This window comes from Cystobacter fuscus (assembly GCF_002305875.1).
Taxonomy (GTDB): domain Bacteria; phylum Myxococcota; class Myxococcia; order Myxococcales; family Myxococcaceae; genus Cystobacter; species Cystobacter fuscus_A.
Window position 1 is genome coordinate 8059871 of record NZ_CP022098.1, and the last position, 19927, is coordinate 8079797.

19 protein-coding genes are annotated in these 19927 nt (G+C 68.7%); 5 read left to right on the plus strand and 14 right to left on the minus strand.

The annotated features are described in order from the left end of the window. Positions 1-60: 60 nt before the first annotated feature. Both CYFUS_RS32475 and CYFUS_RS32480 read right to left on the minus strand, forming a co-directional pair. On the minus strand, positions 61-1341 hold the full coding sequence (locus CYFUS_RS32475) for an epoxide hydrolase family protein (RefSeq protein WP_095988748.1): 1281 nt from the start codon (positions 1339-1341) through the stop codon (positions 61-63). Between the two features lie 43 nt (positions 1342-1384). Further along, positions 1385-2368, minus strand: coding sequence for an alpha/beta fold hydrolase (locus CYFUS_RS32480; protein ID WP_095988749.1), 984 nt, complete (start codon positions 2366-2368; stop codon positions 1385-1387). A gap of 125 nt (positions 2369-2493) precedes the next feature. On the opposite strand from CYFUS_RS32480, the gene CYFUS_RS32485 reads away from it, so the two are divergent. Continuing rightward, positions 2494-3411 (plus strand): LysR family transcriptional regulator, encoded by a 918-nt coding sequence (locus tag CYFUS_RS32485; protein ID WP_095988750.1) that lies wholly within the window; start codon positions 2494-2496, stop codon positions 3409-3411. Positions 3412-3414: 3 nt separating this feature from the next. Here CYFUS_RS32485 and CYFUS_RS32490 read toward each other — a convergent pair whose 3' ends face one another. The 4 genes from CYFUS_RS32490 to CYFUS_RS32505 all read right to left on the minus strand — a co-directional run bounded on the left by CYFUS_RS32490 (position 3415) and on the right by CYFUS_RS32505 (position 7617). Beyond that, a complete protein-coding gene (locus CYFUS_RS32490) occupies positions 3415-4455 on the minus strand; it encodes a proline iminopeptidase-family hydrolase (RefSeq protein WP_095988751.1) in 1041 nt (346 codons plus the stop codon). 117 nt (positions 4456-4572) lie between these two features. Next, the gene (locus CYFUS_RS32495; protein WP_157758790.1) at positions 4573-5226 is read right to left on the minus strand and encodes a TetR family transcriptional regulator; all 654 of its coding nucleotides are present in this window, start codon (positions 5224-5226) and stop codon (positions 4573-4575) included. A gap of 131 nt (positions 5227-5357) precedes the next feature. Then, on the minus strand, positions 5358-6785 hold the full coding sequence (locus CYFUS_RS32500) for a cytochrome P450 family protein (RefSeq protein WP_095988753.1): 1428 nt from the start codon (positions 6783-6785) through the stop codon (positions 5358-5360). Between the two features lie 13 nt (positions 6786-6798). Then, entirely contained in the window at positions 6799-7617 is an 819-nt protein-coding gene (locus CYFUS_RS32505; protein WP_095988754.1) for an SDR family oxidoreductase, read from the minus strand. 286 nt (positions 7618-7903) lie between these two features. Here CYFUS_RS32505 and CYFUS_RS32510 point away from each other — a divergent pair, with 286 nt between their 5' ends. Continuing rightward, entirely contained in the window at positions 7904-9301 is a 1398-nt protein-coding gene (locus CYFUS_RS32510; RefSeq protein WP_232536941.1) for a hypothetical protein, read from the plus strand. Between the two features lie 3 nt (positions 9302-9304). Here the strand turns inward: CYFUS_RS32510 and CYFUS_RS32515 are convergent, their stop codons facing one another. The 8 genes from CYFUS_RS32515 to CYFUS_RS32550 form a co-directional block, all read right to left on the minus strand. After that, positions 9305-10333: a histone deacetylase family protein gene (locus CYFUS_RS32515; protein ID WP_095988755.1), complete on the minus strand. Its 1029-nt coding sequence runs from the start codon at positions 10331-10333 to the stop codon at positions 9305-9307. A gap of 107 nt (positions 10334-10440) precedes the next feature. Continuing rightward, entirely contained in the window at positions 10441-11181 is a 741-nt protein-coding gene (locus CYFUS_RS32520; protein WP_095988756.1) for an expansin EXLX1 family cellulose-binding protein, read from the minus strand. A 193-nt stretch (positions 11182-11374) separates the two neighbouring features. Continuing rightward, a complete protein-coding gene (locus CYFUS_RS53170) occupies positions 11375-12082 on the minus strand; it encodes a DUF4097 family beta strand repeat-containing protein (RefSeq protein WP_232536942.1) in 708 nt (235 codons plus the stop codon). A gap of 64 nt (positions 12083-12146) precedes the next feature. Beyond that, a complete protein-coding gene (locus tag CYFUS_RS32530) occupies positions 12147-13295 on the minus strand; it encodes a glycosyltransferase (protein ID WP_095988757.1) in 1149 nt (382 codons plus the stop codon). Continuing rightward, on the minus strand, positions 13285-14565 hold the full coding sequence (locus tag CYFUS_RS32535) for an O-antigen ligase family protein (RefSeq protein WP_095988758.1): 1281 nt from the start codon (positions 14563-14565) through the stop codon (positions 13285-13287). The genes CYFUS_RS32530 and CYFUS_RS32535 overlap by 11 nt, the downstream gene beginning before the upstream one ends. A gap of 167 nt (positions 14566-14732) precedes the next feature. Beyond that, the gene (locus CYFUS_RS32540) at positions 14733-16367 is read right to left on the minus strand and encodes a DUF6178 family protein (RefSeq protein ID WP_095988759.1); all 1635 of its coding nucleotides are present in this window, start codon (positions 16365-16367) and stop codon (positions 14733-14735) included. Positions 16368-16409: 42 nt separating this feature from the next. Beyond that, complete coding sequence (yihA, locus tag CYFUS_RS32545) at positions 16410-17012, minus strand: ribosome biogenesis GTP-binding protein YihA/YsxC (RefSeq protein WP_095988760.1); 603 nt, start codon at positions 17010-17012, stop codon at positions 16410-16412. A gap of 1 nt (position 17013) precedes the next feature. Next, positions 17014-17517, minus strand: coding sequence for a multiheme c-type cytochrome (locus tag CYFUS_RS32550; RefSeq protein ID WP_095988761.1), 504 nt, complete (start codon positions 17515-17517; stop codon positions 17014-17016). A gap of 130 nt (positions 17518-17647) precedes the next feature. Between CYFUS_RS32550 and CYFUS_RS32555 the strand changes: the two genes are divergently transcribed. The 3 genes from CYFUS_RS32555 to CYFUS_RS32565 are packed head-to-tail and all read left to right on the plus strand — an operon-like array spanning position 17648 to position 19927. Beyond that, positions 17648-18118 (plus strand): hypothetical protein, encoded by a 471-nt coding sequence (locus CYFUS_RS32555; RefSeq protein WP_095988762.1) that lies wholly within the window; start codon positions 17648-17650, stop codon positions 18116-18118. 7 nt (positions 18119-18125) lie between these two features. Then, positions 18126-18722, plus strand: a complete 597-nt coding sequence (coaE, locus tag CYFUS_RS32560; protein WP_095988763.1) for a dephospho-CoA kinase — start codon at positions 18126-18128, stop codon at positions 18720-18722. Between the two features lie 23 nt (positions 18723-18745). Then, on the plus strand, positions 18746-19927 hold the full coding sequence (locus tag CYFUS_RS32565) for an SDR family oxidoreductase (protein WP_198316216.1): 1182 nt from the start codon (positions 18746-18748) through the stop codon (positions 19925-19927).

Consider the following 19927-nt stretch of genomic DNA (forward strand, 5'->3'; position numbering starts at 1 on the left):
CGCCCAGGAAATCCCTCACCCGGACGCGCATATCGGCGATGCCTGGACTTGCGCGTCAGCCTACCGGACAGTCCGGAATGCCTTGCGCAGCTCGTTCGCGAACACCGCCGGCTGTTCGAAGGCGGCGAAATGCCCGCCCTTGTCCACCTCGCCCCAGTAGAGCAGGTGGGGCCACAGCGCCTCGGCCCACTTCCTGGGCGCACGGTAGAGCTCATGCGGGAAGGTCGTCGCCGCCATGGGCAGCTCGATGCGCCCCGCCGAGAAGCCAGAGGGCTTGCCCTGCGAGTTCTGCCAATAGATGCGCGCCGAGGAGGCCGCCGTGTCGGTCAGCCAGTACAGCGTGATGTTGTCGAGCATCTCGTCCATCGACAGGGCGTCCTCGGGATTGCCCCGGTTGTCGGTCCACGCCTGGAACTTCTCGTAGATCCACAACGCCTGGCCCGCCGGGGAGTCCGCCAGGGCATAACCAATCGTCTGGGGGCGCGTCGCCTGCTCCTTGAAGTAGCCGTACTGCTCGTTCGCGAAGCGCCCGGCGGCGTCGATCGCGGCCTGCTCGTCGGGCGTCGGGTTCTCCGGCAACTTCTCCGGGAACACGAGCGGCCAGTTGACGTGCGCCGCGACCAGACCGTCCGGGCGGAGATGGCCGAGCGCATGGGTGACACCAGAACCCCAATCGCCGCCCTGGGCCACCCACTTCGTGTAACCCAGCCGCTGCATCAACACCCCCCACGCCCTGGCGATGCGCGCGACATCCCAGCCCGTCTCCGCGGGCTTGTCGGAGAAGCCAAATCCCGGGAGCGAGGGAATCACGACGTGGAAGGCATCCTCCGCCCTTCCTCCATGGCGGGTGGGCTCGGTGAGAGGACCGATGATCTTCAGGAACTCGACGATCGAGCCCGGCCAGCCATGGGTGAGGACAATCGGCAGCGCATCGGGATGAGAGGATTTGACGTGCAGGAAGTGGATGCCGAGCCCGTCGATCTGGGTACGGAACTGGGGAAAGGCATTCAGTCGCGCCTCGAACTTCCGCCAGTCATAACGGTCGCGCCAATAGGCGATCAGCGCCTGCGCCTTGGCGAGCGGGACGCCCTGGGACCAATCGTTCACCGTCTCGCGCTCGGGCCACCGCGTCGCCGCCAGCCGTCGCTTGAGATCGTTCAGCGCCGCCTGGGGAATCGAGACGCGAAACGGCGTCACCTGGGGGGTGGTGGGGCCCACGGGGGCGCCCGCCGCCTCGGCGATCGTCTCGCTCCCCACGGCGGCGAGGGCTGACGCTCCGGCCATCATCCGCAGGAGCTGACGGCGGGAGGGAAGACTCGAGGGGCTCTGGATGTCGTTCATGATCTGCTCCGTACCTGGGGAGGACGCTGGTGGGCCGCGGTGGCTACTTCAGGAAGTCGGCGAGGTAGCCGAGGGTGGCCTCGGGCTTCTCCTCGGCGATGAAGTGTCCGCTGCCCTCGACCTTGATCACTCGCAGGTCCGTGGCCTTGCCCGACAACGTGGCCTTCAACCACCCGAAGCCCGGGCCGCCCAGGCCGAGCACCGGCATCGTCAGCTTGCCGTAGGTCCCGTCATCGACGATGTCCTGAGGAAAGGCCTGATACCAGGCGTTGCCCGCGCGGATCGCCTCGCGGCTGGCATAGGCGGCGGCATAGACCGCGCGGTCCCGAACATCGATGGCGCTCTCGTCCTTGAGCAGATAACGGAAGAACCATTCCTGCTCGAGGTGCTGGCGGCCCTCGAGGATCTGCTCGGGCAGACCCTTCACCTGATGGAAGGCGAACCACCAGGCGAACGGATGGGCCTCGTCGATCTTGTCGCCGAAGGTGCCAACGGCCGGAAGCAGCGGCCAGGTGGCGAGCTGGGCATCCGGGTGCGGCACGTCGAGCAGGACGAGCTTGCGCGTCGCCTCCGGATGGTTGGCCGCGAAGCTGAACGCGACCTGGGCACCGATGTCGTGGCCGACGAGATCGACCTTGTCATGGCCGAGCTGGCGGACCAGCTCGAGAATGTCCCGGGCCATCGTCTTCTTGTCGTAGCCGTCGGCCGGCTTGTCGGAGCCGCCCATTCCGCGCAGGTCGACGGAGATCACCTGATGATCGCGGGCGAGCGCGGGCATGATCTTGTGGAAGGCCCACCAGGTCTGCGGCCAGCCCGGGAGCAGCACGACCGGCGAGCCCTTCCCTCCGACGACGTAATGCAGCCGCACGCCGTTGACCGTCGCCTCGGCGTTGGTGAAGCCCGGCAGCGTGCGGACCAGCGCCGCGTCGGTCACAGCGGCGGTCTGCTTCGGGGCGGCCTGGGCCGGGGTGGAAAGCGAAGTCGTGGAAACGAACGCCAGGGTGGCGAGTGCGATGAGGCTCTTCATGGTGGGTTCCCGTGGAATGCCGCCAGGCGGCGAGGGGCTCGCACGGCCGACGATGGGCAAGAGGTATCGACACCCCTATCTTCGCGAAATAGAAAGGCCCGCAAACCATCGTTGCAGGATTGTCGATGTCGAAACTGCCGGATTTCGAGGGGCTGGCGATGTTCGCCAAGGTGGCCGAGGAGCGGTCGTTCTCGGCGGCCGCGCGGGCCATGGGCCTGTCCGTCGCGACGGTCTCGCGGGGTGTCAGCCGGCTGGAGGAGCGGCTCGGCGCGCGGCTCTTCAACCGCACCTCGCGGAAGCTGGCGCTGACGGAGTTCGGGCGGACGGTCGCGGAAAGCGCGAGCCGCATCTATCGCGACGCCGAGCAGGTGGAGGACTCGGCGCGGGAGCTGTCCGCCCGGCCTCGCGGCGTCATCCGCCTGGCGGTGCCGATGTCCTTCGGGGTGCGCTGGGTGGCACCGCTCCTGCCAGAGTTCTTCCGCGCCTACCCGGAAGTGTCGGTCGATCTCCACCTCTCGGACGCGACCGTGGATGTGGTGGGACAGGGCTTCGACGCGGCGCTGCGAATCGCGGTGCAACTGGATCCATCGCTGGTCGCGCGACGGCTCTGCGCGGTCTCACGCTTCATCGTCGCGGCACCGAGCTATCTGAAGCGGCACGGCCGGCCGAAGCACCCTCGAGACCTGAACGGCCGCGACTGCCTGGGGTACGCCTATCGCGCGCGCAGCGACGTCTGGCGGCTGGCCAACGCCGCCGGCGACGAGGAGACCGTTACGCCCAGCGGACAGCTTCGCGTCACCAACGCGGATGCCCTGGTGCCCACCGTACTCGCGGGCCTCGCCATCGCCGAGCTGCCCGAGTTCATCGCGAGCGAATACCTCCGCGACGGACGGCTGGAGGCCATCTTGAGAGATTGGACGCTGACGACGGGCGGTCTCTACTTCGTCACACCCACGGCCCGCGTGCGCCCGGCCAAGATCGAGGCGCTCGCCGGGTTTCTCGCCGAGCACCTCTCCAAGCCTGAGTGGCGCTGGCCCCGCTGACGCTCAGAAGCGACCCGTGTCCACGTCCTGGATGAAGCGGATGAGCCCCGTGAAGTACGTCCGCTGATCGTCATACATGGACATGTGGCTGCCCTGGGGGCAGTCCAGGTAGCGGCCCCGCCGCACCTGGCTCGCCATCCACTCCATGTGCTTGGGGTCCATGGTGTCGTACCGCCCCCCGATGGTGAGCGTGGGCACGGTGATGGCCGGAAGGTCCTTCGTCCGGTCCCACTTCTCGAGGATGCCGCTCGCGCCCATCTCGCTCGGGCCCTGCATGGGCACGTAGACCTTCTGATTGCTGTGCGAGAAGGCGCGTGACGCCGGCTCGGGCCACTGCGCCAACGGCATGCGCAGGATGTGTTGCTCGTAGTAGTTCGGCACCAGCAACTCCATGTAGCGCGGATTCGTGTAGTCCTTCGCCGCCTCGAGCGCCTGCACCTCGGCGAGCACCTTCGGGTCCATCTGGGGCATCAGCACGTTCTTCGCGTACTCGTTGTACGCGGGGATGCTCGCCATCATGTTGGAGATGACGAGGCCCTTGAGGTGCTGCTGGTACTTGAGCGCGTACTCGATCGCGAGGATGCCTCCCCACGAGTGGCCCAGCAGGTAGAAGTTGTCGCGGCCGAGGCCGAGCGCCTGGCGCACCTGCTCGACCTCCTCGACGAAGTGCTCCGTGCCGAGCAGCGCCGCCAGCTTCGCGTCGTCGGGCTGGTCGCTGCGGAACGAGCCGAGCTGGTCGTAGTAGTAGTACTCGATGCTCGCGCCCGGGAAGTAGCTGTCCGCGGCCTCGAAGTACTCGCTCGAGCCGCCAGGGCCGCCGTGCAGCAGCAGCACCTTGATGGTGGGGTTGTTCCCCACGCGCTTCGTCCAGACGTGGAACCTGCCCTGCGAGGTGGAGATCTCGATGCGCCGCGCGCCGCCGCTCAGCACGTCGGGGCGCCCGCTCGAGTCGAAGTAGCGGGAGCTGGCGGGGGCTTGCGCCGCGCATGCCTGGAGCAGGAGGAGCGCACCGACCGCGAGCAGCCCAGAAGCGTTCATCTTCATGTCAGGAGGATCCCGGGGGAGAGGGCGACGGACGTCGGGTCCGCCGCGCGAGGCAGCGTACACCCGGCGGTGCGGGGAGTGGACCCACCACTGCCCCCGACGAGCCCCGGGCCGCCGCTATCGCCGGGCGCGCTTCGCGGCGGGAGCGCTCGGGCCCGGTGACGTGGCCAAGACCTCGGGAAGCGCCGCGAAGGTCTCGTCGACATATTCCGGCAGACTCTGGGACCCGTCCTCCGCCCACCTGCGCAGGGCCACATCCTGCGCGGCGATCGCCACCGCGGCGGTGAGCTGCGCCAACTCCTTCTTGCCACGTCCGGCGCCCAGCCTCGCGGCCAGGATTCGCGCCAGGAGTGCCCTCCACTGCTCCCGGGTGTCGAGGAAGTGGGCCCGAAGCGAGGGGGTCTCGAGCAGGAATCGGAGGTAACTCCGGTTTTGCTCCGGATCGGAGATATAGGCCTCGTACACCGCATCCAGGGCCTTGCGCACCGCCAGCAGGGGCGGTTCGTCGGCGGGCCGGGCCTCCAGCGCGTCGCCGATCTGCTCGCTGCTGTAGCGCAACCGCCAGAGCACGACGTCTTCCTTCGTCTCGAAGTACCGGAAGAACGTCCGGCGTGAGATGCCCGCCGCCTCCGCGATGTCCTCGATGGTGGTCTCGGCGAACCCCCGCTCGACGAACAGGTTGAGCGCCACCTCTCCGAGTTCCAGGCGGAGCAGGCGTTGCTTGCGCTCGCGCAGGTTTGGCTGCTCGGGGCTCTTGCTTCGCCCGTCCATGATCGGTCCCTTCCTCGCCCCTCCCTGTAGCACGCCGTCCCCTCCGGGTGCACCAGGTGGCACCTCATGCCGACAGTGCCACTCCGCGCTACCCCTCGAACCCCTGGCGACCCATGGACGCGTCGACTCGCCTAGAACAGGACGGGAATGCGCGCGAAGCCGCGCAGACCAACGCCCGAGCCCACTCCGGCGCCCCATTTCAACTGCTCCGCGGGGACCGCGAGCCGCAACTTCGGGTAGCGCCGGAACAGGGTCTCGAAGGCAATCTGCCCCTCGAGCCGGGCCAGGGGCGCGCCCAGGCAGACATGGATGCCCTTGCCGAAGGCGATGTTCCGGTGAGCCTCGGGCCGCGTGATGTCATACACGTCCGGATCGGGGAAGCGCGAGGGATCCCGGTTGGCCGAGCCGAGACCGATCGACAGCTCCGTCTCCTGGGGGATGGAGACTCCACCCACCTGCGTGTCCGCGATGGCGGTGCGCGCCGTCCCGATGTAATCGACTGGACCCCAGTAGCGCAGTGTCTCTTCCACCATTCCCTTGGCGAGCGAGGGGTCGGCCACCATGCGCGCGTGCTGGTCCGGGTGGGAGAACAACGCGACCACGCCATTGCCAATCAGGTTCACGGTCGTCAGGTGCCCGGCGAAGAAGAGGACGTGCACCATGGAGATCATCTCCTCATGGCCGAGCCTGTCTCCGTCCTCCTCCTGCGTATGGACCATCTGGCTGATCATGTCCTCGGCCGGCTCGCGCCGCTTGCGCTCGAACAACTCTTCCAGATAGGCGTTGAATCGCCGCGTCTGATCCCGCCGCGTCGCCGCCAGCGAGGCGTCGAACCGGTCGGTGTTCATGAGGAGCTCGGCCAGGTGGTTGATGCGCTCGCGGTCCTCCTCGGGAATGCCGAGCAGGTCGCTGATGACCGTGATGGGCATGGGATAGGCGAACGCCTCGAGCAGGTCCATCTGGCGATCCGGCGCCGCCTGTCCGCGCCCGGCGGCCTCGCGCTCGGCCTTGTCGAGCAAGGCGTCGGTGATGCGCTGGACGCGTGGCCGCAAGGTCTCCATGGCGCGGGCGGTGAAGCTCGGCTGGACGAGCTTGCGCAGGCGCGTGTGGTCGGGCGGGTCGCGCGAGATGAGGCTGTCGGCGAGGGGTCTGGCCTCCTCGGGCATGTGGGCCAGACCCTCGATCTGCCGGGGCGTCATCCCCGTGCGGAAGTCGGAGGACAGGCTCCCATCGAGGAGCGCGGCCACGGCCTCGTCATAGCGGGTGACGAGGAGCCGCTCCTCGCTCGAGGCGAGGTCCGCCGTGGAGCCCGCGCGGCTGTCCACTTTGCGGGTGTCCATGACTCCCCTGGCGAACAGGGTGCGCACCACGGGGGCCTGCTCGCGCAGGCGAGCGTAGGTGGCATAGGCGGTGGTCAGGAACTCGGGATTCTCCCGGTCGAGGACCACGGAGCCACCGGAGGGAGCAGGTGCCTCCATCAGGTGTTTGAAAGGGCAAGTCCCCGCCGGGGACGGAACACCTTCCACGGTCTGCTTCTGGGATTCATCCATCGGCTTCATCGTGTCCCTCCGCTCATTTGCCATCGGCCGCGCGGGAGAGTTCTTCCCACTGCGCCCAGGTTTCCAGACGTCTGGCGTACAGACCCTTGACGATGTCGACGGGCTGGCCGCCGAAGAGGACGCGCAGGGGTGGGTTCTGCGCATCCACGATGCGCAGGAGCGCGTTGGCGGCCCCCACGGGATCTCCGTAGGACGCGCCGCTCCGCCGAGCGGCCATGGCCTTGCGCAGGCCCTCATAGGCGTCGTTCTTCCTGGCGTGCACGGCGGAGCTTCCGCCCCAATCAGTGCTGAAGCCTCCAGGCTCGACAATCGTCACCTTGATGCCGAACCCGGCGCATTCCTGGGCCAGTGACTCGCTCATGCCCTCGAGCGCCCACTTGGACGCATGGTAGATGCCGAGCGAGGGGAAGGCGGCAACGCCACCGATGCTGGAGATCTGGATGATGTGACCCGAACCCTGTTGGCGCATGAGCGCGACAGCGGCCTGGGTCACCCAGAGCGCACCGAAGAAGTTGGTCTCCATCTGGGCCCGGACCTCCTGCTCGGAGACCTCCTCGACGAACCCGAACTGCCCGTAGCCGGCATTGTTGACGACGATGTCCAGCCGGCCGAAATGCGCTGACGCCTCACGGAGGGCGGCCTCCGCGGCGGCCTTGTGGGTGACGTCGAGAGCCAGCGGGTAGATGGCTTTTCCGAACCGACCGACGAGGTCCGACAGGGAGTCGGCGTTCCGGGCCGTCGCGGCGACCCGGTCTCCACGCTCCAGGGCGGCCTTGACGAACTGGCGTCCAAATCCGCGAGAAGAGCCAGTAACGAACCATACCTTGCTCATGCGTCACCCTCCTGGGGCTGAACACTCCGGACCCACGTGGCCTGGATGCAACGACATCCTATGTCGAATCTGGCACTTAGTGTCAAATCGGCCGCGCGAGGGTGTGCAGTGCGGACACGTCAACCGTCTCCGCGGATTCGTTACCCGTGCGTCAGACGCGGCGGAGCGCCCTCTCCACGAGGCCCCGACTTCGAGAGAATGGGAGCCAGCCCGCTCCAGGCACGTACATTGCGAGGGGCGTCTCCACGTCGTGCACCGCCATACCGTGTTCAAAGGAATCCACTCCATGCCCTCGTCGTTCCCCGCCCCTGCTCCGAAGCAGCCCCTCTCGCGCTCGTCCCAGCGTCCTGGTGCGCTCAAGCGCCTGTCCTGGTGGGCCTCGCTCGGACTGGGGCTCGCCGCCGCCGGCTGCGGTCCCACCGAGGACGAAAAGCCGGACTCCCCCGACTACACGCACCCCTTGGCCGAGAACACGCCCATCTGCGGGCGCTCCGACTTCAACGAGATGTTCCCCTACTCCATCCGCTCCACGACGCTTCCGGTGCTCGTGCACTACTACAAGGAGAGCGAGCGGGAGACGGCCCAGCAGGTGCTCGGCTTCGTCGAGAAGGGCTGGGACTACCACGTCAACCAGCTCGGCATGCGCCCGGCCATCACCGACGCTGGCGAGTGCGGGCCCGATGAGGCCTTCGACGTGTTCGTGTGGAAGGGGCACCGCAGCTGTCTCGTCAACGTCCTGTCGGGCGAGCCCACCACGGCGTGGGATGACCGGCGCGGCTACATGATCGTCGACCCGTGGGGCCCCTACGGCGGTGTCGAGCTCGAGGAGACCGTCGTCCACGAGATGGCGCATGCCTCGCAGGCCGCGGACGACTGGTACGAGTCCCCCATCACCTTCGAGATGTCCGCGGTCTTCACGGATCAGGTGTACGCGAACCGCTACATCAAGACCTACTTCGACGACTTCCAGGCCCACCCCGACTGGGCGCTCGACTACTACGATGAGTACGAGACCTGGTACATGTACGGCTCCTCCATGTACCTGCTCTACCTGAAGGATCGTTTCTTCGGGGGCGACGCGCGGTTCCTCTCGAGCATGTGGCTGAAGTCGCGCAACCCGCCGGGCGCGGGAGAGGATCAGACGCTCAACGAGCCGGACTTCGCCGATGCGCTCGACGAGCTGCTGGCCAGCCACGGCTCGAGCTACGTGCAGAGCGTCCCCGAGTTCTCGCGCTGGCGCTGGTACACGGGCGACCACGTGGACAACAAACACTTCCGTCACTTCAAGGACGGTCTGGAGAACCTCCAGGCGGCCAAAATCGCGCTGGCGGCCCAGCAGGAGGCCAGGCCGGGGAAGATCGACATCGGCGAGAACGCGCCGATGATGCTCGGCACGAGCTACCTCGAGCTGGCGGCCGGCGCGGGCACGCCGGGCACGCTCTATGTGTCACTCGAGGCCCCCAGCGACGCGTCGCGCCGCTTCATCGTCCAGGCCGTGCCCGGTCTGACGCCGGACTCCGATGGCGAGGTGCTGGATCTCTCCACGGGCCCGAAGGAGCTGAAGTTCGCGGGGGATCAGAAGCGCACCCTCATCGTCACCGTCGTGCCCACGGGTGATTACGACCCCGACCTGCGCACCGCGGATCGTCATCCCTTCTCGATCGTCCTCGCGGATCATCCGTAGACCCTACCCGCCCAGGAACCCCTCCAGGACTCCGGCGACGTTGGTGCCGATCTCCTCCACCGCGTAGCCGCCCTCCTGCACGAAGACGGTGGGCACCTTCAGCTCGGCCAGGTGCCTTCCCATCAGCGGGAAGTGCTCCGTGGCGAGCTTGAAGGCGCTGATCGGATCTCCCCCGTAGGTATCCACACCGAGCGACACCACGAGCGCATCCGGCGCGAACCCGCCCACGACATCCAGCGCCGCGCCCAGGGCGATGTCGTACTCCTTCCAGGTGGTGCCACGCGGCAGCGGGAAGTTGCGGGTGTATCCCTCTCCGGCGCCCTCGCCCCACTCGTCGGCATAGCCGAGGAAGTAGGGGTACTCGGTCTCCGGGGTGGCGTGGATGGACACGAACAGCACGTCGGAACGCTCCCAGAAGATGTCCTGGGTGCCATTGCCATGATGGTAGTCCACGTCCAGCACCGCCACCCGCTCGAAGCCCTGGTCCCGCAGGTGTTGCGCCGCCAGGGCCGCGTTGTTGAGGAAGCAGTAGCCGCCGTAGACGGAGCGAGCCGCATGGTGTCCGGGAGGACGGCACAGGGCATAGGCGCTCTTCTCGCCCTCGACGACCCACGCGGCGGCCGTCAGGGCGCAATGGGCGGCGGCGAGCGCGGCGTCCCAGGTGCCCTCGACGATGGGCGTGCTGGCATCGAAGGCGTAGTAGCCCATCTTGCCGTTGATGCCGGAGGGGATGTGATCACGTCGCAGGGCGCGGGCGGGAAAGCCGCTCGGCAACATGAAGCCCTCCTTGCCGACGGCCCGCCACTCGGCGTGGGCGGTGCGCAGGAACTCGATGAAGCCGGCATCGTGGACGCGCAACAGCGACTCCAGCGGGAACGCACGCGGCTCGAGCACCTCGAAGCCGGCGCGTCGCACCGCCGTCAGGATGTAGTCGGCGCGCACCGGCATCTCGAAGCATGGCACCAGCTCGCCGCGATGCAGTTCCTTGCCCCCATCGTGGCGGGCATGCAGGGGGGAATGAGCGACTTTCATCGAAGGGCCTCCAGGGCCGCAGGCTGACGGGTTTGCCCCGTCCCTGGCAAGCCCACGTGTCCCGGCTCCTCCGCTCGCTCCCTCCCCCCACCCGGCTCACGCGCGGCCTACGGCGTGAACTGGGCCTTGCCCGGGAACGTCTTCTCGGCCTGGATGCTCGGCAGGGTGTCCTCGAGCACCTGCCCGTTCGAGGCCGTCACCCGGACCCGGAGGGAGCCCGTGCCCATCCCCGAGGCCTGCACGAAGTAGTTGTAGCTCAGGCGAGGGACCTCCACCCACTTGCCGTTGCTCATGAACTCCAGCTTCTTGATGGGCAGGGCATGGTTGCGCACCTGGATCGCGGTCCAGTACTGGCTGCTCCCCGTCTTGAAGCGGTACTGGATGGGGCCCGTCACGGGGCACGAGACGAAGCGCCATTTCACGGCCACGCGGCCATCGATGGGCTTGGCGATCTTCGCGAAGGCCTCGCGGCTGAGGTCAAGGTGGCCCGCGGTGGTGCACCCGGGGCAGACATCCACGATGCGCACGCGCACCGTGCCCAGCGGTCCCTGCACCTCGGCGCACGAGCCACACGCCCCGCTGTTCTCGTACTCGCCCTGGGCGATGGCGGCCACGTCGAGATCCTGCGGGCTCGCGTCGAAGCTGCAGGCTCCCGCGCCGGTCGCGTTGTAGTAGGTGATGAGGCCATCCTTGAAGTTGCCGATCGGAGTCGAGGCCAGGGCATCCGCGGTGCGCGTGGACTCGTCTCCCGCGTTCGGTTCGACATTCGACTCGGGCCCGCAGGCGGCGAGCGACATCAACAAGGCGACGACGGACAAGCGAGCGAGGGGCAAGGTGGTTCTGTGCATGCGTTATGCTCCAGCAGAGAGGTGTAGCGCCGCTGGAACATCACTGCTCTTCGCGAAACTTCCATCCCCACCCCGCGCACGCTCTCAACCGGACAGACGCTCGGGACGTCGAGTCTCCCTGGCCACACCAAAAAAAGAAGGCGCTCGCCGGCGCCTTGGAGTTCATCCGGCGAGCACCTCGCCCCTCGTTGTCCTAGTTCGCGGCCGAGTCGGACTGGAGATCGAACGAGCCATTCACGGTGCTGACCTCCACCGGATGCTTGCCGTCGCCATAGCGCCGCTCGATGGAGCCCATGGAGGCCCCGCCACCGTTGAAGCGACCTCCCACCGAGGAGAACTCCACCCGGGCCCCCGCGTCGCGCGGCAGCTTCAGCTTCACGTTGCCGGACACGGTGCTCACCTCGGTGTTGTCGATGTCATCGGGCCGCAGGTCCACGCTTCCGCCCACCGTGGTCACCTCCAGACGGCCACGCGAGCCAATCAGGGACACGTCACCGTTGACCGTGGTCACCTCCAGGGAGCCCGTCACCCCCGTCACCTTCACCGGAGCCCCCACCGCGCTCACCTCCAGCTCGGAGCCCCGGGGGACCTTCACCACGAGGTGCACGGGCACCGGATTGTCGCAGCGGGACGCCGCACGCCGCTCCTCGCAGGGGCCACAGCACACCGTCACGCTCACCTCGTCCCCGTCCTGCTCCACGTCCAGGAAGGACTTCACGTCCGCCCCGTCCTCCCGCCGCGCCTCCACCGAGACCGTCTGGCCCTCCACGGCCTCCACCTGGATGGAGCCATTGACGGCGCTGAGACTCACCTCGGGAGTGGCCCCCGTCTCGAACCGCCAGGACGCGGGGGCTGGAGCGGAGGCCAGGACGACGATCAGGGCGGTGGAGAGGGAGAGCATCGGAGCGTTCCTCGGAGGGCAACAGCGGGTTCTCCTGCCCTTACGCCCCGGCGCTCCGGTGATTTCATTCGCCTCGCGCCACGCGCCGGTACAACGCATCGTGCCGGCGCACCATCCGCGTCAGCGACAGCTCTCGCTCCACGAAGGCGCGCGCCCGCGCCCCCATGCGTCGGCCCCGCTCCCGATCTCCGAGCAACTGGAGGAACGCCTCGCCCAGGGCCTCCGGCCGCAGGGGCGGCACCACCAGGCCCCGCTCGCCATCCGCCACCAGCTCCGGGTTGCCGCCCACGTTCGTCACCACCATGGGCAGCCCCGCGGCCATGCCCTCCATCACCGCGTTGGACATGCCCTCGGCGCTGGAGCACAACACGCCGAAGTCCGCGCGCTCGTAGATGGCGGGCACGTCCCCGCGATGTTTCAGGAAGTGCACGCGGTCCGCGAGGCCCAACGAGCCCGCGAGCTTCTCCATCTCCGGCCGCCGCGGCCCGTCCCCCACGAGGAAGGCATGCAGCGTGTGCCCCGCACGCCGCACCAACGCCAGGGCCCGCAGGAGATCCTCCTGCCGCTTCACCGGGTGGTTCATGTTCGCCACGTGCACCACCACGGGCGCTCCGTGCGTGTCCGGCAGCGGCGCCTGGAGCCCCGCGCGCCGACGCTGATCGAAGCGCACGATATCCAGGCCATTGGGGATGACCGTGATCTTCTCCGGCGAGATGCCCTCCTCCTCCACGAGCATTCCTCGGATGGCCTCCGCGTTGCCCACCACGTGGTCCGCCATCTGGGTGAGGCCGCGCAGCAGGGCCCGCCGCACCCTGCCGTGCCAGTGCGCCAGGTCCAACCGACCGACGATCACCTTCGTCCCCGCGAGCTTCGCCGCCGGCACCGCCAGCACCGTCGCGTAGAAGTCGTGCACGTGGACGAGTTCCACCCGCTCCTGCTTGAGCCAGCGCGCCATGCGAATCACCTGGGCGAGCGTGTTGGGCCGGGCGAGCGAGCCGCGCAGGGAGAACTCCTCCGGGGTGATGCCCATCTTGCGGATGGGCTCCATCAGCGGCCCCACGGCGTCCAGCACGGACACCTGCACGCGGTAGCTGGCGGGCAGGCCTCGCAACAGCTCCACCACCTGCACCTCGGTGCCACCGAAGTAGAAGGACTTGGTGAACTGCACCAGGCGCAGAGGCGCTTGCGCCATCCGCGTCTCCTCACGCCGCATGGTTCGAGCCCTCCCATCCCGGCACCACCGTCTGCTTCACGTCGCGCGCCGTCTCCTTCACCGCGTACGCCTGGGCGATGCGATGCGCGCTCGCCGCCAGCCCGAAGAGCACATACAGGTGCGCCGAGAGGATGTAGCCGGAGAACATGTCGCAGATGAGGTAGCCCGTCATCGCGGCCGCCAGCCCTCGCGCCATCCACCCCATGCGCGGATCCCTCGAGGCCTCGAAGGCGCCGCCCGTGGCGCTCCCGGCGAACACCAGGAAGAAGAGCAGGCCCACCCAGCCCATCTCCCCGATGACGTCCAGGAAGATGTTGTGCGCCACGTAGGCCCGCGTGGCCTGGGGCGGCGCGTAGTCGAACCAGGCGTGGCGGAACGCGCCCGCGCCCACTCCGAGCAACGGCTTGTCCAGGCTCATGCGCGACGTCACCTGCCAGGCGTACACACGGCCCATCGCCGAGGCGTCCTGGTGCAGCTCCGCCACCGTCTCGTTGCGCTCCCAGAAGCTCTTGGGCGCGAACACCGCCAGACCGATGGCCAGCGCGATGCCCAGCATCACCGAGCGCATCTTCTTCTTCTCGCGCAGCGCCCACACCACCATGGCCACCGTCAGGCCGATGAAGCCACCGCGCGAGTAGGTGAAGACGATGGCCACCGCCGCCAGGATGATGGCCAGCAGCGACAGCGAGCGCATCACCCAGCCGCTCTCCTTGCGCGCCAGGAAGGCCACCGCGAGCGGCACGATGATGCCGATGTTCATCGCCGAGCGGTTGGGGTCCGCGTACACCTCGGCCCAGTGCGCCCGGTAGCCCTCCACCAGCGTCTCCGGCGTGCCGGTGAAGTGCGAGTCGATGACGCCATAGCTCGTCACGATCGAACCCAGCACCATGGCGCCGCACACGGCCGCCAGCCGCCGGGGCGTGGTGATGACGTTCACCAGCGTCAGGTAGATCGCCGTGAGCTTGAGCAGCTCGAGCGCGGTGGTGCGCGACACCTCCGGGTTCACCGACCACGTCATCGAGGCCAGCGCCAACGCCGAGAACGCCAGCAGCGCCCCGCCACGGATTCCATCGAAATACAGGGGCTCGGCACGCCCCAGTCTCCGCAAGGCCATCAGCCCCGCGGCCAACCCCGACGCCAACAGCGCCAGCCGCAAGGGGGCCAGCGCGGGAAACCACACCTGCGGCAGCATGTACATCAGCGCCGCGAAGGTGGTCAGTGCGTAGAACGCCACCACGTCCCGGCGTTCCGCTTTATCGCCCAGCTCCATCCGGACCCTCCTCCCACGTCCCGTCGCCGCATGCGCGGACCGGGCCACCCCAGGGCGTTAGCAGGCGATATGCCAACCACCCTGGAGGGCAAATCCCAGTGGATCCAAGGATTTACCGTGGAAGTCCTCGGACTGGAGGGCGGGAAGCGGGAAGAATTACCGGCCTTTCACTCCATGGGCAGAAGAAGGGAGGCAATGGCGCTGAGCTTTCCCTCCTGGAGAAACACTTCGCCCATTTCCTCCAGCAGCCGGGCGAGGACGGCGTTCACCTGGCGACGCAGCTCGGGCCAGGAGGCCTCCGGCACCGCGGGCTCCAGCACCGCCAGGGCCTGGTCCGCCACCCCCGGCTTGAGACGGGGCGCATCCGGCGTGCCCTCGAAGAGCAGCGCGCCGAGCGTCTGCCGGCCCTCGCGCGGCAGGGGGCGGGGCACCACCCGGCCCTCCAGCAGGGCGATGGCCACGGCGGCCGCGAAGAAGCGCTCCATCCCCAATTCCTGGGGCGCCTCGGCGAAGCGGGACAGCCGCTCGCGGGCGGCCTGGGCGGAGCCCCCGAGCAGCGCGCCCAGGAGCGCCACCTGCGCCTCGGCCCGGGCGAGCACCTCCTCGCTGGCGGCCAGCTCACGCCGCGAGCGGAAGGGCACCGGCTCGGCCCCGGGCACCTTCAGGGTGCGCCGCGGACGCTTGCGGCGCAGCGCCTCCACGGCCGCGGCCTCCTCGGCGAAGAGCAGCGGCACGCCCTCCACCTTCGTGAAGGGCTCCTTCATCAACCGGTCCGCGCGGAACTTGAGCGCGAGCGTCAGGGAGAAGCCCACCTGGAAGATGCGTTTGATTTCCGTGTCGCGCACCACCTGCGCGGCGCGCGCGGGGTCTCCCCCGGTGAGGTGCTCCAGGGCGAGCAGCAGGTAGTCCCGGGCCATCTCGCCCACGCGCCGGATGGCGTCCAGGTCCCCCGGTTCCTCCACCTCGGCCACGAGCGTGGCGTTGGCGAGGTAGCGCAGCTCCGCCTCCAGGTTCTCGCGCTCGCGCTCGTCCAGCTCGCGGAAGGCGGCCTCCAGGTAGTCGGGCTGCTCGCGCGTGGCGGCCAGCGCGGCGCTCACGGCCGGAGCGGGCTCGGGCCCGGTGTCCACGCGGCTGAAGAGCTGCACGGCCTCCTCCAGCGGCGGGAAGCCCAGGTCCTGCAGCCGCGCCGAGCGGAAGCGGTAGGCCACCTCCTCCAATTCCCCGGGCACCTCCCAGCGCGTGGCCTCCAGGAAGCGCACCGCCTCGAAGGGGTTGTCCGCGATGAGATCGTTGAGCAGCACGCGCAACGCCGCCAGCTCCGCGCCCTCCACGCCCTTGAACTCGATGAGGTAGCGCCCCTCGGGCGTCTCCATCGTCACGCCCGCCGGGTTCACGTCCGGGTTCTCCTCCAGATCGTGGATGACGGTGAACTCGCGCATGAGCATCTCCAGGACCTCGGTGTCCATGGAGCGCACCTTCTCGAGGAAGTCCTCGGCCGAGTCCCCGCGCGCGGCGCGCAGCCAGTTGAGGGTGCCGAGCGGATCGAGCGTGTCGCGCTTCCACGAGCCCAGGTCCACGAAGGTGCGGAACTGCTCGGGCGAGGTGAGCTGCACGAGGTCCACCGCGTCGGGCAGGCCCACCTCCATGATGGTGAAGTACAGGTCCTCCGCGGGCAGCGAGCGCACCAGGGCGCGGGCATGCTCCGATTCGACGAGGGCCTCCAGCCGCTTGCGGCCGGAGAGGGCCGCGAGCTGCCGGCGCACGGTGTTCAGCGCCTTGCTTCCGCTATTGCCATTCGACATGGCGCCGTGCCTACCACGGTTTGCGCCCGGCCCTTCAGCCCTTCACTTCACACTGTCCAGGAGGGCGCCCCACACCTCGTCCAGGCCCAGCTTGTCCGTGGCCGAGAAGGCGAGCACCGCCTCGCGCGGCAGGCTGAGCTGCTCGGCGAGCGCGGTGAGGCGCGGCTTGCGGCGCGCCTTGGGCAGGCGATCCATCTTCGTGGCCACCACGAGGATGCGCCGGTAGTCCTGCAGGTAGTCGAGCGTCTGGAAGTCGTCCGGGGTGGGGCCCACCTCGGCGTCGATGATGCTCACCACCACCTTCAGGTCCCGGCGCTTCTCCAGGTAGGTGGTGATCATCGTCTGCCACTCGGCGCGCTCGGTCTTGCTCACCTTGGCGAAGCCGTAGCCGGGCAGGTCCGCGAAGCGCACCAGGTGCGGCTTGCCGTCGCGCTCCACGTCCACGTCGAAGAAGTTGAGCGTGCGGGTGCGGCCGGGAGTGTTGGACACGCGCACGAGCTTCTTGCGGCCCGTGAGCGCGTTGATCATGGACGACTTGCCCACGTTGGAGCGGCCCACGAAGGCCACCTCGGGGGCGAGACTCGTGGGGTAGCCCTTGGGCTCCACCGCCGTGGTGATGAAGCGGGCGTCGAGGATCTTGATCACGCTATTTCTTCTTGGCGGGCTCGGCCTGGGGGGGCTCGGCCTGGGCCGTCTTGTTGCCGGCCCGCTCGGCGGACCAGTGGTCGATCGCCTTGAGCGACTCGACGAAGTTGAAAGGCTTGAGCGAGGGGGACGAGGCGTCGTGGCAGTTGCGGCACGCCTTCTCCGAGGGGTCCACCAGGCCCACCAGCCGGGCCAGCTCCGCGTCCTTCATGACATAGGAGGGCGAGTAGTGCTGACCGGGGCCATGGCACGTCTCGCACGTGACATGGGAGACGCCCTGGGTGGCCTGGTCCGGCGCATGGCAGGACAGGCAGCGCACGTCCTTCTGCTGGGTGGGCGCGAGCGAGTCCCCGGCGCGGGCATGCTTGGACTGCATCCAGGCGTCATAGGCGGCCGGATGGCAGCCCTTGCAACTCTCCGGACCGAGGAAATCCGCCGCGCCGGCGGCACCGGAGAGGACGAGGACGAGCAGGAGGGACAGGAGCCAGGGGCCACGAGCAGGCATCGGGTCCGGTCACTAGCAGACGCCTCCAAGGGGGGCAAGGCGAGGTTGGGAAACACCACCTCCCGAGAGGGGGCTCGCCAACACCTGGAGCGCTTGAGGGGGCGAGGGGAGATCCGCTACATCAAGGAGGATGAAGACCCTCGTCTGCGTCGCCGTGCTCCTCGCCGCCGCGCCCGCGGTGGCCAAACCGTGGCAGGGCATCGAGCCCGGACAGACCAAGCGCGACAGCATCATCCAGAAATTCGGAGAGCCCTCGCGCGTGGTCACCAGCGAAGGCAAGGAGGTCGTCGCCTACTTCGACGACAAGGCCATCAAGGGCACGCGCCAGGTGCAGTTCACCGTGGACGTGGGCACGCAGCAGGTGGAGCGCATCTCGGTCTTCCCGGGTCCGGTGATCGACAAGGAGTCCATCGAGAGCACCTACGGGCCCGCCTGCCCGTCCTCCGGCAAGCAGCCCGCCACCCCGTGCTACCAGAAGAAGCTGACGGACGACTTCCGCACCTACCTCTTCTATGCCCGCCAGGGGCTGGCCGTGTTCCTCAACGAGGACGGCAAGACGGTGCAGTCGCTCACCTTCACCTCCGCGCAGGCCGCGAAGTAGGCCGCCGGTGAAGCTCTACGGACTGACGGGCGGAATCGCCTCGGGCAAGAGCACGGTGAGCCGGATGTTCCGCGAGCTGGGCGCGGAGGTGCTCGACGCGGACCTCATCGCCCGGGAGGTGGTGGAGCCGGGCACCCCCGGACTGGCGGCCGTGGCCGAGCGCTTCCCCGGCGTGGTGGGGCCGGATGGGCGCCTGGATCGGGCGGCGCTGGGCGCGCGGGTCTTCGGGGACGCCACCGAGCGCGCCGCCCTCAACGCCCTGCTCCACCCGCTCATCGGCCAGCGCTTCGTCGAGCGCACCCAGGCGCTCGCCGAGGCGGGCGTGGAGCGCGTGCTCTACGACGCCCCCCTGCTCATCGAGAACCGGCTACACGGGGCCATGGAGGGCGTGGTGCTGGTGTGGGTGCCGCGCGAGCTGCAACGGGCCCGGCTGATGCGGCGTGATGGCCTGGACGAGGCCGCCGCCGAGGCCCGGCTGGCCGCCCAGCTCCCGTTGGACGGCAAGCGGGAGCACGCCACATGGGTGGTGGACAATTCGGGCACGGTGGAAGCCACCCGGGCCCAGGTCGAGGAGGTCTGGCGCGCGTTGCTCGCGCGCGGCTGAGGGCCGAGTATGCTCCGCCGCCCATGAGCGACACGCGCAAGGAAGCCAGCGGACAGGCCCCGACGTACTTCGTCACCGGCTACCCCGGCTTCATCGGCAAACGGCTGGTCGAGCACATCGTCCGCGAGGCGCCCCAGGCCCACGTCTACGCCCTGGTGCAGCCCAAGCACTTCAAGGAAGCCCAGCAGCTGGCCGCCGGCCTGCGCGGCAAGGGCGCCACGCTGGAGCTGCTCACCGGCGACATCGTGGACATGCACCTGGGCCTGTCCGGCCAGGAGTACCAGCGGCTGTGCGCGCGGGTGACGCACATCTTCCATCTGGCCGCCGTCTTCTACATGGGCGTGCCCAAGGAGACCGCCTGGCGCGTCAACGTGGATGGCACGCGCAACATGCTGGAGCTGGCGCGCGACTGCGAGCACCTCGAGCGCTTCAACCACTTCTCCACCTGCCACGTCTCCGGGGACCGGGTGGGCGTCATCGCCGAGGACGAGCTGGACTGCGGGCAGACCTTCCGCAACGTCTACGAGGAGACCAAGTTCCACGCCGAGCAGCGCCTGCAGCGCGCCGCCTCGAGCCTGCCCATCACCATCTTCCGCCCGAGCACCGTGGTGGGCGACTCGCGCACCGGGGAGATCGATCGCTTCGAGGGGCCCTACTACCTGGGCATCCTCCTGGTGACGAGCCCGCTGGTGGCCCCCATGCCCCTGCCGGGCAACGGCGTGGCCCCGCTCAACGTGGTGCCGGTGGACTACGTGGTGCGGGCCGTGTGGGCGCTGGCACATGACGCGCGCGCCGTGGGCCGCACCTTCCACCTCGTGGACCCCAACCCCATGAGCGCCCGCCGCGTCTACGAGCGCATCGCCGAGCAGTCCAACAAGAAGCTGCCGCGCTTCAACCTCTCGGCCCGGGCCGCGGACGTGGTGATGCGCCTGCCCGTGCTGGAGAAGCTCGCCCGCCCCCAGCGCACCGCGCTCGGCTACGTCAACCACCTGGCCATCTACAACTCCCACAACACCCTGGAGCTGCTGGACGGCACCCACATCCGCTGCCCTCCCCTCTCCTCCTACCTCGACCAGCTCGTCGCCTACGTGCGCGAGCAGTACCGCCAACGCCGCGAGGAGTCCTCCGAGGTGGAGGATCCCCTCGATCTCCGGCCCCCCGGCTCGCGCGATGCGCCGGACGCCGACCGCTCCGGGAGCCGCTGA

Coding starts and splice junctions, on each gene's coding strand:
- CYFUS_RS32475 (WP_095988748.1), bottom strand. CDS start 1,341: ATGAACGACATCCAGAGCCCCTCGAGTCTTCCCTCCCGCCGTCAGCTC.
- CYFUS_RS32480 (WP_095988749.1), bottom strand. CDS start 2,368: ATGAAGAGCCTCATCGCACTCGCCACCCTGGCGTTCGTTTCCACGACT.
- CYFUS_RS32485 (WP_095988750.1), top strand. CDS start 2,494: ATGTCGAAACTGCCGGATTTCGAGGGGCTGGCGATGTTCGCCAAGGTG.
- CYFUS_RS32490 (WP_095988751.1), bottom strand. CDS start 4,455: ATGAAGATGAACGCTTCTGGGCTGCTCGCGGTCGGTGCGCTCCTCCTG.
- CYFUS_RS32495 (WP_157758790.1), bottom strand. CDS start 5,226: ATGGACGGGCGAAGCAAGAGCCCCGAGCAGCCAAACCTGCGCGAGCGC.
- CYFUS_RS32500 (WP_095988753.1), bottom strand. CDS start 6,785: ATGAAGCCGATGGATGAATCCCAGAAGCAGACCGTGGAAGGTGTTCCG.
- CYFUS_RS32505 (WP_095988754.1), bottom strand. CDS start 7,617: ATGAGCAAGGTATGGTTCGTTACTGGCTCTTCTCGCGGATTTGGACGC.
- CYFUS_RS32510 (WP_232536941.1), top strand. CDS start 7,904: ATGCCCTCGTCGTTCCCCGCCCCTGCTCCGAAGCAGCCCCTCTCGCGC.
- CYFUS_RS32515 (WP_095988755.1), bottom strand. CDS start 10,333: ATGAAAGTCGCTCATTCCCCCCTGCATGCCCGCCACGATGGGGGCAAG.
- CYFUS_RS32520 (WP_095988756.1), bottom strand. CDS start 11,181: ATGCACAGAACCACCTTGCCCCTCGCTCGCTTGTCCGTCGTCGCCTTG.
- CYFUS_RS53170 (WP_232536942.1), bottom strand. CDS start 12,082: ATGCTCTCCCTCTCCACCGCCCTGATCGTCGTCCTGGCCTCCGCTCCA.
- CYFUS_RS32530 (WP_095988757.1), bottom strand. CDS start 13,295: ATGCGGCGTGAGGAGACGCGGATGGCGCAAGCGCCTCTGCGCCTGGTG.
- CYFUS_RS32535 (WP_095988758.1), bottom strand. CDS start 14,565: ATGGAGCTGGGCGATAAAGCGGAACGCCGGGACGTGGTGGCGTTCTAC.
- CYFUS_RS32540 (WP_095988759.1), bottom strand. CDS start 16,367: ATGTCGAATGGCAATAGCGGAAGCAAGGCGCTGAACACCGTGCGCCGG.
- CYFUS_RS32550 (WP_095988761.1), bottom strand. CDS start 17,517: ATGCCTGCTCGTGGCCCCTGGCTCCTGTCCCTCCTGCTCGTCCTCGTC.
- CYFUS_RS32555 (WP_095988762.1), top strand. CDS start 17,648: ATGAAGACCCTCGTCTGCGTCGCCGTGCTCCTCGCCGCCGCGCCCGCG.
- CYFUS_RS32565 (WP_198316216.1), top strand. CDS start 18,746: ATGAGCGACACGCGCAAGGAAGCCAGCGGACAGGCCCCGACGTACTTC.